At 32.7% G+C, this 15,708-nt stretch carries 17 protein-coding genes and 2 tRNA genes; 13 read left to right on the top strand and 6 right to left on the bottom strand.

The window, feature by feature from the left end; genetic code table 11:
• Nucleotides 1–13: 13 nt before the first annotated feature.
• Complete coding sequence (gene tgt / locus ACFWV9_RS06055; RefSeq protein ID WP_411894348.1) at nucleotides 14–1,144, bottom strand: tRNA guanosine(34) transglycosylase Tgt; 1,131 nt, start codon at nucleotides 1,142–1,144, stop codon at nucleotides 14–16.
• Between the two features lie 168 nt (nucleotides 1,145–1,312).
• On the opposite strand from tgt, the gene ACFWV9_RS06060 reads away from it, so the two are divergent.
• The 4 genes from ACFWV9_RS06060 to ACFWV9_RS06075 are packed head-to-tail and all read left to right on the top strand — an operon-like array spanning nucleotide 1,313 to nucleotide 4,476.
• On the top strand, nucleotides 1,313–2,158 hold the full coding sequence (locus tag ACFWV9_RS06060) for a transketolase (RefSeq protein ID WP_411894349.1): 846 nt from the start codon (nucleotides 1,313–1,315) through the stop codon (nucleotides 2,156–2,158).
• 3 nt (nucleotides 2,159–2,161) lie between these two features.
• Complete coding sequence (locus tag ACFWV9_RS06065) at nucleotides 2,162–2,872, top strand: hypothetical protein (RefSeq protein ID WP_411894350.1); 711 nt, start codon at nucleotides 2,162–2,164, stop codon at nucleotides 2,870–2,872.
• Nucleotides 2,869–3,822, top strand: coding sequence for a transketolase family protein (locus ACFWV9_RS06070; protein WP_411894351.1), 954 nt, complete (start codon nucleotides 2,869–2,871; stop codon nucleotides 3,820–3,822). Before ACFWV9_RS06065 ends, ACFWV9_RS06070 begins: the two co-directional genes overlap by 4 nt.
• A gap of 54 nt (nucleotides 3,823–3,876) precedes the next feature.
• Nucleotides 3,877–4,476, top strand: coding sequence for an outer membrane beta-barrel protein (locus ACFWV9_RS06075; protein WP_411894352.1), 600 nt, complete (start codon nucleotides 3,877–3,879; stop codon nucleotides 4,474–4,476).
• Between the two features lie 65 nt (nucleotides 4,477–4,541).
• Here ACFWV9_RS06075 and ACFWV9_RS06080 read toward each other — a convergent pair whose 3' ends face one another.
• A complete protein-coding gene (locus ACFWV9_RS06080) occupies nucleotides 4,542–5,594 on the bottom strand; it encodes an FKBP-type peptidyl-prolyl cis-trans isomerase (RefSeq protein ID WP_411894353.1) in 1,053 nt (350 codons plus the stop codon).
• A gap of 135 nt (nucleotides 5,595–5,729) precedes the next feature.
• Here ACFWV9_RS06080 and ACFWV9_RS06085 point away from each other — a divergent pair, with 135 nt between their 5' ends.
• The 3 genes from ACFWV9_RS06085 to ACFWV9_RS06095 are packed head-to-tail and all read left to right on the top strand — an operon-like array spanning nucleotide 5,730 to nucleotide 7,180.
• On the top strand, nucleotides 5,730–6,098 hold the full coding sequence (locus ACFWV9_RS06085; protein WP_411894354.1) for an RNA-binding S4 domain-containing protein: 369 nt from the start codon (nucleotides 5,730–5,732) through the stop codon (nucleotides 6,096–6,098).
• The gene (locus ACFWV9_RS06090) at nucleotides 6,091–6,720 is read left to right on the top strand and encodes a methyltransferase domain-containing protein (RefSeq protein WP_411894355.1); all 630 of its coding nucleotides are present in this window, start codon (nucleotides 6,091–6,093) and stop codon (nucleotides 6,718–6,720) included. Before ACFWV9_RS06085 ends, ACFWV9_RS06090 begins: the two co-directional genes overlap by 8 nt.
• Nucleotides 6,677–7,180 (top strand): phosphoribosyltransferase family protein, encoded by a 504-nt coding sequence (locus ACFWV9_RS06095; RefSeq protein ID WP_411894356.1) that lies wholly within the window; start codon nucleotides 6,677–6,679, stop codon nucleotides 7,178–7,180. Before ACFWV9_RS06090 ends, ACFWV9_RS06095 begins: the two co-directional genes overlap by 44 nt.
• On the opposite strand, the gene ACFWV9_RS06100 is transcribed toward ACFWV9_RS06095, so the two are convergent.
• A complete protein-coding gene (locus tag ACFWV9_RS06100; protein ID WP_411894357.1) occupies nucleotides 7,172–7,693 on the bottom strand; it encodes a shikimate kinase in 522 nt (173 codons plus the stop codon). The two genes, ACFWV9_RS06095 and ACFWV9_RS06100, sit on opposite strands and share 9 nt — an antisense overlap.
• 128 nt (nucleotides 7,694–7,821) lie before the next feature.
• On the opposite strand from ACFWV9_RS06100, the gene ACFWV9_RS06105 reads away from it, so the two are divergent.
• From ACFWV9_RS06105 to ACFWV9_RS06130, 6 genes are all read left to right on the top strand, one after another.
• Nucleotides 7,822–7,894, top strand: a tRNA-Lys gene (locus tag ACFWV9_RS06105).
• A gap of 52 nt (nucleotides 7,895–7,946) precedes the next feature.
• Nucleotides 7,947–8,032, top strand: a tRNA-Leu gene (locus tag ACFWV9_RS06110).
• A 151-nt stretch (nucleotides 8,033–8,183) separates the two neighbouring features.
• Nucleotides 8,184–9,086 carry a MerR family transcriptional regulator gene (locus tag ACFWV9_RS06115; protein WP_411894358.1) on the top strand — a complete coding sequence of 301 codons (903 nt, stop codon included), beginning with the start codon at nucleotides 8,184–8,186 and terminating at the stop codon, nucleotides 9,084–9,086.
• 9 nt (nucleotides 9,087–9,095) lie between these two features.
• Complete coding sequence (locus tag ACFWV9_RS06120) at nucleotides 9,096–10,556, top strand: phytoene desaturase family protein (RefSeq protein WP_411894359.1); 1,461 nt, start codon at nucleotides 9,096–9,098, stop codon at nucleotides 10,554–10,556.
• Between the two features lie 49 nt (nucleotides 10,557–10,605).
• A complete protein-coding gene (locus tag ACFWV9_RS06125; protein ID WP_411894360.1) occupies nucleotides 10,606–11,445 on the top strand; it encodes a phytoene/squalene synthase family protein in 840 nt (279 codons plus the stop codon).
• A 10-nt stretch (nucleotides 11,446–11,455) separates the two neighbouring features.
• A complete protein-coding gene (locus ACFWV9_RS06130; RefSeq protein WP_411894361.1) occupies nucleotides 11,456–11,902 on the top strand; it encodes a beta-carotene hydroxylase in 447 nt (148 codons plus the stop codon).
• A gap of 3 nt (nucleotides 11,903–11,905) precedes the next feature.
• Here the strand turns inward: ACFWV9_RS06130 and ACFWV9_RS06135 are convergent, their stop codons facing one another.
• The 3 genes from ACFWV9_RS06135 to ACFWV9_RS06145 form a co-directional block, all read right to left on the bottom strand.
• Nucleotides 11,906–12,472, bottom strand: a complete 567-nt coding sequence (locus ACFWV9_RS06135) for a TlpA family protein disulfide reductase (protein WP_411894362.1) — start codon at nucleotides 12,470–12,472, stop codon at nucleotides 11,906–11,908.
• A 9-nt stretch (nucleotides 12,473–12,481) separates the two neighbouring features.
• Nucleotides 12,482–13,153: a Crp/Fnr family transcriptional regulator gene (locus tag ACFWV9_RS06140; protein ID WP_411894363.1), complete on the bottom strand. Its 672-nt coding sequence runs from the start codon at nucleotides 13,151–13,153 to the stop codon at nucleotides 12,482–12,484.
• Nucleotides 13,154–13,276: 123 nt separating this feature from the next.
• The gene (locus ACFWV9_RS06145) at nucleotides 13,277–15,544 is read right to left on the bottom strand and encodes an aconitate hydratase (protein ID WP_411894364.1); all 2,268 of its coding nucleotides are present in this window, start codon (nucleotides 15,542–15,544) and stop codon (nucleotides 13,277–13,279) included.
• Nucleotides 15,545–15,708 lie beyond the last annotated feature (164 nt).

The following is a 15,708-nucleotide window of genomic DNA, read 5'->3' on the forward strand; positions in this document are numbered from 1 at the left end:
AAAATTTTCACGTCTATAGTCGCTTATCCATTTGTTTAACCATTCGATTTTTCCATGTGCTAAAATCACCAGCAATAATCTGTTTTCTGGCTTCTCTAACTAACCATAAATAAAAGCCTAAATTATGAATAGTGGCAATCTGTTTACCTAATAGCTCGTTAACTGTAAAGAGATGTCTTAAATAGGCCTTACTATATTCTAAATCAACAAAAGTCATACCCATTTCATCAATTGATGAGAAATCATTCTCCCACTTTTTATTTTTAATATTTATTGTACCGTGAGCAGTAAAAAGCATTCCGTTACGTGCATTTCTAGTTGGCATAACACAATCAAACATATCTACTCCTAACGCAATATTTTCTAATATATTGATTGGTGTACCAACTCCCATTAAATAACGCGGTTTTTCCACTGGTAAAATATCACATACAACTTCAGTCATAGCATACATCTCTTCAGCAGGTTCGCCAACAGATAATCCACCTATAGCATTTCCTTCTGCACCTGCATTGGCAATATATTCAGCAGATTGCTTTCTTAAATCTTTATAAGTACTTCCTTGTACAATAGGGAAAAATGTTTGTTCGTAGTCGTATTTAAGTGGGGTCTTTTTAAGGTGAGCTAAACAACGTTCTAACCAGCGATGCGTCATGTGCATAGAGCGCTTAGCATAATTGTAGTCGCAAGGATATGGTGTACATTCATCAAAGGCCATAATAATATCGGCGCCTATAGTTCTTTGAATTTCCATTACATTTTCAGGTGTGAAAACGTGATAACTACCATCAATGTGAGATTTAAATTTCACACCTTCTTCTTTAATCTTTCTATTAGCTGATAAAGAATAAACTTGATACCCACCTGAATCTGTCAATATGTTTCTATCCCAATTCATAAACTTATGTAAGCCTCCTGCTTGCTCCAAAATAGTAGTTTGAGGTCTTAAATATAGGTGGTAGGTGTTTCCTAAAATAATATCTGGATTTATATCATTTTTTAGTTCGCGTTGATGTACTCCTTTGACTGAAGCAACAGTACCAACAGGCATAAATATAGGCGTTTCTATTTGCCCATGGTCAGTATTAATTAAGCCTGCTCTGGCCTTAGATTGTTGATCTTTTGCTATTAAACTAAATTTCATTAAAAATCCTTGTATAGAGGCAAATATAATTAACTCATATACATTCCACTCTTAATTAAATTTAAAATTGTTAGCAATTCATTAAAATCGTTAATAAGTGAGCCAAAAGTGTTTTTGTAAGGCTTATGTAAAAGGTTATTTTTGTGCGACTAATTTAAGCAATAAAATATGCCAAACATTCAAGCATTAAATGATTTAACCACTCAAGTTCGTAGAGATATAATACGAATGGTACATAAGGTGAATTCTGGTCATCCAGGAGGTTCACTAGGTTGTGCCGAATTTTTTGTAGCCCTTTACCAAGAAATTATGGAAACCAAAGATGGTTTTGATATGGATGGTATTGGCGAAGACCTTTTCTTTTTGTCTAATGGCCATATTTCTCCAGTTTATTATAGTGTTTTAGCTAGATCTGGCTATTTTGATGTTGACGAATTAAATACATTTAGATTAATAGATAGTCGCCTTCAAGGGCATCCAACTACTCATGAAGGACTACCAGGTATTAGAATTGCATCAGGGTCATTAGGACAAGGAATGTCTGTAGCAATTGGTGCAGCAGAGGCGAAAAAATTAAACAATGATGACCATTTAATCTATAGTTTACATGGTGATGGAGAATTACAAGAAGGTCAAAATTGGGAAGCTATAATGTATGCTTCAGGTAATAAAATTGATAATCTAATTTCAACCATTGATGTAAACGGTCAACAAATTGATGGCTCAACAGATACTGTTTTGCCTTTAGGTGATTTAAAAAGAAAGTTTGAAGCATTTGGTTGGACAGTTGTTGAAATTGAAGAAGGCAACAATATAGCAGCTATACTTAAAGGAATGGCAAGTGCAAAATCATTAACAGGAAAAGGTAAACCAGTTTGTGTCCTTTTACAAACTGTTATGGGTAATGGTGTAGATTTTATGATGCATACTCACGCATGGCATGGTAAAGCACCAAATGATGAACAATTAGAAATAGGCCTTTCTCAAAATCCGGAAACCTTAGGTGATTACTAGACTATGAGATACGTTATTACCTTTAGTTTCTTCTTCGCATTATTAGTCTCTAATGGTCAAGAAAAAGAAATAGACATTCATTATGTTGTGGATTATTCAATCCCAAGTGAGCGTAATACAACAGTAGATACTATTTCAATTGGCTTTAATAAAGACGGTAAATACTTGTGGACTAATTATAATAAGCTCGCATTGAGTCTTGCAAAATCCTTAATTAAGGATAAGCAAAAAGACTATGAAAGTGCAACGGGCCACATAATATATGATACCGAGCAAGGAGTCATAACCCTTTTATTTGAATTAGGTAACAACTCTATTTTTTTCAATCTAGATTTAGATTCATTTTTACCTTCAAGTGAATTTAGTACAGACGATGATGAAAGTCTTGACCTAATAACAGAAGACACAGGTGAAACCATTAGGGTATTAGATAAGGATGCCCAAGTCTATCTTATGTTTCCTAGTAATTCACCCAATGATATTGTATCAATGGCTGTCAATACAGATTACCAGGTGAACAATGCTGTAATCTTTAAAAGGTTTTTTGAAATGGCATTTCAAAAAACAGGTTTTAAAGACCAATTCGCTCCTGATATGCCTAATGGACTTATCATGAAAATTTTTGAAAATGACAAGTCAATGATTGAAGCCATTAAGGTTGTAGATAAAAAGAAAACAATAAAAATTAATTACAGTTTCAAAATAACAGAATGAAAACATATACTAATACAGGAAATAAAGACACAAGATCAGGATTTGGTGCTGGTTTGACCGAATTAGGTAAATCTAATGAAAATGTTGTGGCACTTTGTGCAGATTTAACTGGGTCTCTAAAAATGGATGAGTTTAAAGCTAACCATCCTGAGCGATTCTTTCAAGTTGGTATTGCAGAAGCAAATATGATGGGAATTGCAGCTGGAATGACAATTGGTGGTAAAATTCCATTTACGGGAACTTTCGCAAATTTCTCAACGGGTCGTGTTTATGATCAAATAAGACAAAGTGTAGCATATTCTGGTAAGAATGTTAAGATATGTGCATCTCATGCTGGAGTTACTTTGGGTGAAGATGGTGCGACACACCAAATCTTAGAAGACATTGGGTTAATGAAAATGCTTCCTGGTATGACTGTAATTAATACTTGTGACTTTAATCAAACCAAAGCCGCAACCTTGGCAATTGCCAAACATAATGGTCCTGTGTATTTAAGGTTCGGTAGACCTAAAGTTCCAAACTTTACTACTGAAAATGGAACATTTGAAATTGGAAAAGCTGTAAAACTAACAGATGGGAATGACGTTACAATAGTAGCGACCGGTCATTTGGTGTGGGAAGCACTAGAGGCTGCCAAATCACTAAATGAAGCAGGTATATCTGCAGAAGTTATTAATATCCATACCATTAAACCTCTCGATGATAAAGCTATCATAGAATCTGTTGAGAAAACAGGCTGTATCGTTACTGCAGAAGAACACAATTACTTAGGGGGTTTAGGAGAGAGTGTTGCGAGAGTATTAGCAAAACATAGACCAACACCTCAAGAATTTGTGGCAACAAATGATACTTTTGGTGAATCCGGTACTCCTGCGCAGTTAATGGATAAGTATGGACTTAATAGTGATGCCTTAGAAAAAGCAGCAAAAACAGTACTAGCTAGAAAATAAGTTCATTTTGGCAACGTTTTTGATATTAGATACCTAATCTTAAAAACGAACATTATGAAAAATTTGAAAAAAGCAGTTTTTCTTTCTGCATTATTGACTTTTATTGGTATATCTGTCAACGCACAAAATGGCAGTGCCTTTGGGTTTAAAGGTGGTTTAAACTACAGTGCTAATGGAGACTACTTCGAATCTATTGGTGAAAACGCAAAAAATCCTGATAGAAATGTAGGTTATCACCTCGGTATTTTCGGGAAAATAGGTAATAATCTATATTTTAGACCAGAACTAGTTTACACAGCAACCAAAAGTGATTATGAAAGTAGTGAATTCTCAGTAAAAAAATTAGATGCTCCATTGTTAGTTGGTATAAAACTAATAGGACCATTAAGTGTTTTTGCAGGGCCTTCATTACAATACATTTTAGATACCGAATTTGATGGTATCAATATTGATAATGTAGAAGATGATTTCACCTTAGGTTTAAATTTTGGAATTGGTTTTAATTTAAACAAAATTGGAATTGACCTACGTTATGAAAGAGGGTTTAGTAATAATGAAGCGGACTTTATTGACAACAACTTAGGAAATGATATTGTTAGTAGAATTGACACAAGACCAGATCAATTAATATTAAGTTTATCGATTGCGCTTTAAAACAATATTATAAAATAGAAAAGCCACTGTTAAGTGGCTTTTTTTATTTTGAATAGTTGAAGAATTTAACCTTCGTCTTCATCTTCATTATAATTGGTTGTAACCTCTTCATCTAAATGGTCAAAAATACCATTATCGTTAGTATCTACTAAAGTAACCGTTTCAATTGTAATTATACCACCGTCCTCTTCTCTATTTAATTCATATTCATTATCTCCAAGCTCTGGTTCTGTTTCACCCATATTTGTATCTACGACGTAAGTTGTTGGTAACAACTCATTAATTGTAAAAACACCATCTCCATCATCATCTAAATCAATATAATCTGGCGCTGCATCGTCGTCAGTATTATCATCAAAAGGGTCTAAACTACCATCATAATCTTCAATATATGATGGTATACCATCACCATCATGATCGTTAACCTCTGTTTGTAACAATTCAAACTTGAAAATTAAGTTAGAGTAAACCGGAATACCTGTTCTTGGAAATGAAAAGTATCCTAGACCAGATGGCACAAACATTACACCTAATCCATAATTATCATAAGTTACAATATTGTCATTACCAATAGTAAAGTTTGTTGCCGTATTAAACTCTGGCATAATTCTTTGCCAACCTGTTATAGCTCCTGTACCAAAAGCAATACCATATAAGTCTAAATCTATAGGTGTGCTAACTTGATCAAAAGTATCACCACCATCTACAAAAAACCCTTCGTATCTCACTCTAACCTTATCAGTAAATGCAGGTGCTTCACCTCCACCTTGGTTAAGAAGAAGATAATAATATTCGTATTCAACATCGACATAAGTTGTAGTTTTAGTAACTACATCTTCAATTAGTAAAGTATGCCCAGCAGGAACATCCTCTCCTTCCGTCAATTCTGTTATTACAATATCTTCAATGTTATGGTTGGTGCCAGTTTCAAAAAATTCTGAATTATAGTAATGTGAGTTTAAATAATTCAAAATAGAGTCTTTATCTTTAGCTTGTTGCTCCGTTCTATCCTCTTCAACAAATTCATTTTGAATAGGATCATCTTCTTCTTCACAGGCTACAAAAACAGCCACAATTACAAATAAAAAAAGGACAAATTTTAGTGATTTAAATTTCATAGGTTACTATTTATCTTGGTTTTGAAATACCACAAATCAAAATCAAGGTTCATAATTGCTTTAATATGTGGCGCAAGATACAATATTATAATATTTTTGCATCATAAGATTAACGTTGTTTTTAGTTAAAAATGTATGCGTATTGATAAATTTTTATGGTCTGTTAGATATTACAAAACTCGTAGTATCGCAACACAAGCCTGTAAAAAAGGACATGTGAAAGTTAATGGCGCAACAGTAAAACCTTCTAGGGAAGTTTATGCTACCGACAAAATTGAACTGCGAAAAGATCAGGTCAATTACCAGTTAATTGTAAATGATTTACCATCAAGTCGCGTTGGTGCAAAATTAGTTGATATATATAGAACTGATATTACACCAAAAGAAGCATTTGAAGCTAAAGAGTTGCTGAAATACAGCAAGGATTACTATCGAAAGAAAGGAACTGGACGCCCAACGAAGAAAGACAGGCGAGATATTGATGATTTTTATGAGGATGAATAATCTAGACAAAGAATATTGGGAGAATAGATATAAAGAAAAGCAAACTGGTTGGAATATTGGCTACATCTCAACTCCTATAAAAACATATGTTGATCAAATAAAGGATAAATCTATCAAAATACTAATTCCAGGTGCTGGCAATAGTTATGAAGCAGAATACTTCTGGCAAAATGGTTTTAAAAATATTAATGTCCTAGATATTGCCAAACAACCACTTGAAAATCTAAAAAAGAGGATACCAAAGTTTCCAAATAATCAGTTAATCCATGGCAATTTTTTTAATCACAAAGGTTCTTACGACTTAATTATTGAACAAACATTTTTCTGCGCCCTTAGTCCTAATTTAAGAAAATCATATGCTGATACCATTTCTGACTTATTAAATCCAAATGGCAAAATAGTGGGTCTACTTTTTAATTTTGAGCTAACCGATTCAGGACCACCATTTGGTGGTAATACAAATGAGTACATAAAACTATTCGGTAGTCAATTTAATATCAATATTCTCAAACCCTCAATAAATTCTATAAAAGAAAGACAGGGTAAAGAACTCTTTTTTATCTTTGAAAAAAAAGGAAATGGCGTTAACCAAAAATACCATACTAAGTCACAAGGAAATTGAGCATAAAATTAAAAGAATTGCTTATCAGATCTATGAAAGTAACGCTAATGAATCTGAACTCATAATCGCTGGGGTTGAAAGTAATGGATATTTATTAGCAAGAAAAATTAAAACACAATTGGATAAAATTTCTGAGATTAAGTCCTTGCTGTGCAAAGTGACTATAGACAAAAGCAATCCTTTAAAACCAATTCTTACATCAATACCTGCGGAAGATTATACTAATAAATCAATTGTATTGATTGATGATGTATTAAATTCTGGAAGTACTTTAATTTATGGTATTAAACATTTTTTAGATGTTCCGCTAAAGCAATTTAAAACTGCAGTTTTAGTGAATAGAAATCATAAAAAATTTCCTGTTAAAGCAGATTTTAAAGGCATTTCACTGTCCACTTCATTATTTGAACATGTACATGTTAATTTAAATAAAAAACCATACGAAGCGTACCTAGATTAATTTGAGAAGTACAGCTTCCAAAACGTCCTTCATTGATTTTTTATCAGCTTCAATAGTATGATGAGCCATAGAATAAAATTGAACTCTTTCAAATAAGTGCTTTCCAACAAATTCTTGAAGTTTCTCTAACGTTTTTAAATGACTTATTAACGGTCTACTTTCTTTTTCTTCAAACAACCTATTACACAGAAATGGAATTGATAATTTCAGGTAAATAGAAATTACCTTGTCAGAGGTAGTAATTAAATTCAAATTGTTAGCATAGCAAGGTGTACCACCACCTAAGGCTAATATTATATCCTCTTTAATAGATAAAATATCTTTTAAATATTGAGATTCTATTTTACGAAAATATATTTCACCATTATCACTGAAAATACTAGCTATAGACTTTTTCTCTTGCTCAATAATATAGTCATCTAAGTCTATAAAATCGTAGTCTAATACCTTAGCCAATTGCTTGCCTAATGTAGACTTCCCAGAACCCATATAACCCATTAAAACTATAATCATTATGCTTACAAATTGATTTTTAATCTGATAGAAAATAACACAACAAAAAAACAAAAATTAAAGTTAAAAATGTATTGTTTTATTAATTAATCATTTTATATTTGCACCCTCGTTAGAGAAAAATTAATGACCGGGTAGCTCAGTTGGTAGAGCATCTCCCTTTTAAGGAGAGGGTCCTGGGTTCGAGCCCCAGCCCGGTCACATAAGTTAAGCTAAAAGCTTAACTTTTTTTTTATATTTACTTAATATACCTGCGCACGTGGCGGAATTGGTAGACGCGCTGGCTTGAGGGGCCAGTGACCGTTTTAGGTCGTGGAAGTTCGAGTCTTCTCGTGCGCACTTTTATAATTTCTACATTATAATTTTACAAATAGTGCATAATAAACCTCTATTTCTTAGAGCAATCATCATTTTTTTACTTAATTTTTGTTAATTCTCATTCGAAGTATTGGTATATAGTGTATTTTTGTTTAAACATTTTGTATAAAAAATGAACAACATTAAGAATAGATTTAGTATTAAGGATTTGGAAAATCTTACTGGTATCAAGGCGCATACTATTAGGATTTGGGAAAAGCGTTACAATCTTCTTAAACCCAAACGAACCGAAACAAACATTAGATATTATGATTTAGCGAGTTTTCAAAAGCTACTAAATGTGAGTTATCTTAACAATAATGGCTATAAAATATCCAAAATTGCAACCATAGAAGAACACAAGATTCCTCTAATAGTGAGAGAGATTGCATCTCAAAGTAATCTGGAAAGTCATGCTATAAACTCTTTTAAACTATCTATGCTAAATTTTGATCAAACTCTTTTTTATAATACTTATGAATCAATTTTAAAGAATAAAGCATTTGATGAAATTTTCTATGAAGTTTATATTCCATTATTAACCGAGATAGGACTGTTGTGGCAAACCGATACTATATCTCCAGCACATGAGCATTTCCTAACGTCGCTTATAAGACAAAAAATATTGATAAACACAGAGAAGGTACAGTCTAAACAAATTAATACTTCTAAAAAAGCATTTGTCCTGTATCTACCTGAAAACGAAATACATGAGCTTGGATTAATGTTTATAAACCATGAATTGGTAAATAGAGGTTACCAATCTATATTCCTTGGATTCAGTGTGCCTATGGATAGCTTAGCTGATCTTCAGAATTATTATGATGAAATAATTTATATCTCATATTTCACGGTGAAACCAGAGAAAGCAGATATAGATCAATATATAAAAGACTTTGATAATCTTCTCATTAATAATGGAAGCAATACAAAACTTTGGATTTTAGGTCATATGCTTAACGCCTTAGATTTGGATAAACTTCCTAAAGGCGTTACAGCATTTAAAAGCATTCAATCTTTAATTGATAATTTGTAGGATATTTAAATGAGTAAAACTGTATCCATAATTGGTTCTGGATTTTCAGCACTATCTGCCTCTTGCTATCTGGCAAAAGCTGGCCATAAGGTTTCTATTTACGAGAAAAATGGGACTGTTGGTGGCAGAGCTAGACAACTAGTAAAAGATGGATTTACTTTTGATATTGGTCCAAGTTGGTATTGGATGCCTGATATTTTTGAAAAATTTTTTAATGATTTTGGCAAATCAACCAGCGACTATTATCAACTTGACAAACTTAGTCCTGCCTATAAAATTTTCTTTTCTGATGAGGTTATTACAATTGGTGACCATATGGATCAAATCTGTGAGGAATTTGAACGTATCGAAACCGGCAGTTCTAAACCTTTGAGAAAGTTCATTTCCCAGGCACAAGAAAATTATGATATTGCTATAAATAAAGTGGTTCTAAAACCAGGTTTATCCCCTTTTGAATTAGTTACCAAAGAAACTGTTACTCGTGTAGATCGATTTTTTAAAACTATAAGTTCTGAAGTTCGTAAAAATTTCAAAAATCCTAAACTAGTATCAACATTAGAATTTCCTGTATTGTTTTTAGGAGCAAAGCCAAACCAAACTCCTTCTTTTTATAGTTTTATGAATTTTGCAGATTTTGGTCTTGGCACCTGGCACCCTAAAGGTGGCATGTACGAAATTATTAAGGCAATGAAGGCACTTGCCGAAAGCTTAGGCGTTACAATAAACACAGATTGTAATGTGGGAAAAATAAATGTTGAAAATGGTAAAGCATCCAATATTGTTGTTAACGGAGAAACCATTGTATCGGATCTAGTATTAAGTGGTGCTGATTATCACCATTCAGAAACATTATTAGATAAGAAATACAGACAGTATAGCGAGTCGTATTGGGAAAAGCGCACATTTGCACCCTCTTCCCTTCTATTCTATGTTGGTTTTGATAAAAAGATTAAAGAGATAGAGCATCATAATCTATTCTTTGATACTAATTTTGAAACACACGCCGAGAACATTTATGATGACCCTCAATGGCCAGAAAATCCTTTGTTTTATGTTAACTTCCCATCTGTTACAGATGAAAGTATGGCACCTGATGGATGCGAAACTGGTTTTTTCTTAATCCCAATAGCACCTGGGTTAGAAGACACACGTGAATTGAGAGAGCAGTATTTCGATATCATAATAAATCGTTTTGAAAATCTAACAAACCAAAAGGTTCAGAACAACATTCTCTTTAAAGAATCATTCTGTGTTAATGATTTTGTAAGCGAATACAACTCATATAAGGGCAATGCATACGGCATGGCAAATACATTAATGCAAACCGCATTTTTAAGGCCAAAATTAAAGAGCAAAAAAGTTGAAAGTCTGTACTTTACAGGACAATTAACAGTACCTGGACCAGGAGTTCCGCCATCACTTATATCAGGTAAGCTAGTGGCAGAATTAATAAATAAAAACGAAAAATAATCCAATATTCAAAAAGGATTTTATAACTTAATAAGCACAAACGAATATCATGAAATCAATTTTTGACAATGTATCCAAGGAATGTAGTAAAATGGTGACCAACGCCTACAGTACTTCTTTCTCAATGGCTACGAAAATGTTATCTGACAGTATTAGGCAAGACATCTATAATATTTATGGATTTGTGCGTTTTGCTGACGAAATTGTAGATACATTTCATGATTACGATAAGGAAAAATTATTTAAACGTTTTTCTAAAGAATTAGAAAATGCTTTAATAGACAAAATAAGCCTTAATCCAATTTTAAACTCATTTCAAGAGACCTATCACAAATACAATATTGACAAACATTTAGTGGATGCATTTATGCACAGTATGGAACTAGACCTCCATAAAAAGGACTACCTAACAGAACAAGAATATCGAGATTACATTTATGGATCAGCAGATGTGGTTGGTTTAATGTGCTTAAAGGTTTTTGTTAAAGGAGATAATGAGAAATACAATAGCTTAAAAGATTCTGCAATGAGCTTGGGATCCGCCTTTCAAAAAGTAAACTTCTTAAGAGACCTTAAAGCAGATTTTGAAGATTTAAGCCGAACATATTTTCCAAATACCGATTTAAACCAACTAGATGAGCAATCTAAGCAAGCTATCATAAATGATATTGAAAGTGATTTTGCAAGAGGCTTACAAGGCATAAAACGTTTACCTCTAGAAGCAAGATTTGGTGTGTTTATGGCTTACAGGTATTACAACAAACTACTTCAAAAACTTAAAAAGACTCCAGCTTTAGAAATTAAGTCTACAAGAATTAGAGTTCCTAATTATAAAAAGATTGAATTGCTAACTCGTAGTTATGTGAAATATCAATTAAATTTGCTTTAAACTTTTTCTTATGCAAGTTGTATTTTGGATACTGATCTTTCTAGGTACATTTTTTATTATGGAGTTTAATGCCTGGTTTACTCATAAGTATATTATGCATGGTTTTTTGTGGAGTTTACACAAAGATCACCATCATAAAGATCATGGTAGCTGGTTTGAGCGAAATGATGCCTTCTTTATATTTTATGCAGTAGTTAGTATGCTCTGCTTTTATTTATGGGGCGAAAAAAATATATGGTTTTGTTTGCCAATTGGCATTGGTATAATGGCATATGGATTGGCCTATTTTATAGTACACGATATTTTTATACACCAACGCTTTAAGTGGTTGAGAAATATAGACAATAAATACGCTAGAGGTGTTAGAAGGGCACATAAAATTCATCATAAGCATCTTGGTAAAGAACGAGGTGAAAACTTCGGAATGCTTATAGTACCAAAAAAGTATTTCAAATAATATTTATTCTGTGAGTAAGTGATTTAGTTGTTCTTTTACTTTATCACTATACCAATTTATTGCCCCTTTTTCATCCACAGCTATTTCTCCTTTTTTATTAATTATAAATGTTCTCGGAATAGACTTCGCAACCAGTTCATCTGGGATTTTATTAATTGGATTATACACCCTGAAGGAATAATTGTTTTTATCCATAAATTTCTGAACAGTTTCCAAATCATCATTTGTAATATAGAGAAAAACTACAGAATCATTAAACTCATTATAAAGTTGATCTAAACTCTTCATTTCAACAATACATGGTGGACACCATGTGGCCCAAAAATTTATGAAAATAACTTTCCCCTTTAAATCGGTTAAATTAAGATGGTGACCATTGTCTGAAATTAATTGCCAATTTTCATATGAGATATTTTTTCGTTCTTCCTTATCAATAATTGTTGATTGATTTACAAAACTTAACCCCTTATGTAAAACTATTTGTATTGGTTGCCTGGTTTGTGGAATGAGTAACAATGCAATTACTATAACAACTAATATATTTTGTTTGGTTATTAGTTTATTCTTCATGCTTCAAAATTAAGCAGAAGTTTTATAAATTCTAATCTGTTTTCTATTGAAATCAATTACGCGTTCCTCTTTAAGTTCATTCATTAAAATATTCAAAGTAGGTCTAGAAATACCAATTAAAGAAGCTATGTCCTTTTGAGTATAAGGATGATTAATTATGTGATCTCCTGTCTGATTACAGTCATAACCATAATCAGAACACAATTCGTCTAGAAATTCTCTGAGTCTAGTTTTAGAATCCTTGAATAAAAGAAGTTGAAGTCTTCTTTCAAGTTTCATAAACTTAAAACCAATAAACTTATATATTTTAAAACTAAATGATTTATTAGATCGCATTAGCTCATGCATTGTATCTACTCCAACAGGGCAAATTGAAGTGTTAGCATCAATAGATTGTGCGAATTCATGACGTTTTTGCTGACCTAAAATTGCTCTTTCTCCAAAAAGTTCCCCTTTTTTTAATATGGCTTTTACGACTTCAGTACCATCTTCATTATAATAACCAATCTTCACCTTACCTTTTTCGATCAGGAAAATCTTATTGGCTGAATCTTCTACAAAATAGATGTAATCACCTTTATTATAAGAATCAAAATCATGGCACGCCTTATACTCTTTGAATTTATGAGGGCACAATAAGTTAAATAAGTTTACATCTTCAAAAATCCAAATTGAGTTCATATCTATAAAATTTATAGTTATGATGTTAAGTGTCGTCTAATATTTTGATTCCTTACAATGAAGCAAAAAAAACTCCCAGCATAACTGAGAGTTTTTATCTATTCTACTAATAAATAGTATGTATTAAGCGTTTTGCTTTTTTATTAAATTTAAAGCAGATCCTTCTTCATACCATTCTATTTGAGCCTCATTATAAGTATGATTTAACGCAATAACATCTTTGCTACCGTCTGCGTGAACAATTTCTAAATGTAATTGCTTTTCTGGTGCAAATTCATTTAAATCCAAGAAATTAAATGTATCATCTTCTTGAATTAAATCATAGTCAGACTCATTTGCAAATGTTAAACCTAACATACCTTGTTTTTTAAGATTTGTTTCATGTATACGAGCAAATGATTTAACTATAACAGCAGCAACTCCTAAATGTCGTGGTTGCATTGCCGCATGCTCTCTTGAAGACCCTTCTCCGTAGTTATGATCGCCTATTACTAAAGATTTAATTCCTGCTGCTTTATAGGCTCTTGCTGTATCTGGAACTCCTCCATACTCACCTGTCAATTGATTTTTAACAAAGTTTGTTTTCTTTCCAAATGCATTTACAGCACCTATTAAAGTATTATTAGCAATGTTATCTAAGTGCCCTCTAAATCTTAGCCAAGGACCAGCCATAGATATATGGTCTGTTGTACATTTTCCGAATGCTTTTATTAATAATTTAGCACCCGTAATCGAATTTCCAAGAGGTGTAAATGGTTCTAATAATTGCAAACGTTCAGATGTTGGATTAACGGAAACTTCTACTCCACTTCCATCAGTTACAGGCTCTAAATATCCATTATCCTTAACATCAAAACCTTTAGGTGGTAATTCCCACCCTGTTGGTTCATCAAACATTACTTCCTCACCGTTTTCATTAATCAGCTTATCCTCAAGCGGATTAAAATCTAAGCGACCTGCAACTGCAATAGCAGCAGTTAATTCTGGCGATGCAACAAATGCATGCGTATTTGGATTACCATCTGCACGCTTTGCAAAGTTTCTATTAAATGAATGTACTATACTGTTTTTTGGTGCATTTTTTGGATCGCTATAACGTGCCCATTGACCAATACATGGACCACAAGCATTAGTAAATATTTTAGCATTTAAATTTTCGAATATCCCTAAAATCCCATCGCGTTCTGCAGTGTAACGTACTTGCTCAGAACCAGGATTGATTCCTAATTCCGCCTTCATTTTTAAACCTTTATCTAACGCTTGTTGTGCTATGGAAGACGCTCTAGACAAATCCTCATACGATGAATTTGTACAAGAACCAATAAGTCCCCATTCTACTTGAATTGGCCAATCATTTGCTTTAGCCTTTTTAGTCATATCACTACCAACTTCTGTAGATAAATCTGGTGTAAAAGGACCATTTAATAGAGGGCCTAATTCTGAAAGATTGATATCTATAACTTGATCAAAGTACTGTTCTGGATTTGCATAAACCTCAGCATCTGCAGTTAAGTAATCCTTTATTTTATTTGCTTCATCAGCTACATCTTCTCTATCAGTTGCACGCAAGTAACGCTCCATTGAGTCATCATAGCCAAATGTAGAAGTCGTGGCACCTATCTCAGCACCCATATTACAAATCGTTCCTTTGCCTGTACAAGACATAGATGTCGCGCCAGCACCAAAATATTCTACAATGGCTCCAGTACCACCTTTTACAGTCAAAATTTCAGCAACTTTAAGAATTACATCTTTAGGAGCTGTCCAACCTGAAAGCTTACCTGTTAATCTAACACCTATAAGTTTTGGAAACTTCAATTCCCAAGCCATACCTGCCATTACATCTACAGCATCAGCACCACCAACTCCAATAGCAACCATTCCTAAACCACCCGCGTTAACAGTGTGAGAATCTGTACCTATCATCATTCCTCCTGGAAAAGCATAATTTTCTAAAACTACTTGATGAATTATACCAGCACCAGGTTTCCAGAAACCAATTCCATATTTATTTGATACAGACTCTAAAAAGTTAAATACCTCACTACTTGTACTATTAGCATGCTTCAAATCAATTTCAGCACCGCTTTTAGCTTGAATTAAGTGATCACAATGTACAGTTGTAGGAACTGCAACCTTAGCTTTACCAGCCTGCATAAATTGCAATAAAGCCATCTGTGCAGTTGCATCTTGACATGCCACACGGTCTGGCGCAAAATCCACATAATCTTTACCTCGAGAAAAGGCCTTGTTAGGATTGCCATCCCATAGATGTGAATATAATATTTTTTCTGAAAGCGTTAATGGTTTACCTACTATAGATCTAGCTGTGTCTACACGCTCTGTCATATTAGCGTAAACCTTTTTTATCATGTCTATATCAAAAGCCATAAAATAAAATTAAAGGTTGATAATTAATTATTAGTGGCACAAATTTACGAATTATAATATGTATTTAAAAATATGTAATGAATTTGCTTTTTTATTAAAATAAATTCATAAATCAGTATGATAAATGGTAATATTTTAAATTATTAATAATTAAAATGCTATTA

It is taken from the genome of Winogradskyella sp. A2 (assembly GCF_046762865.1).
In the GTDB taxonomy this organism is placed as follows: domain Bacteria; phylum Bacteroidota; class Bacteroidia; order Flavobacteriales; family Flavobacteriaceae; genus Winogradskyella.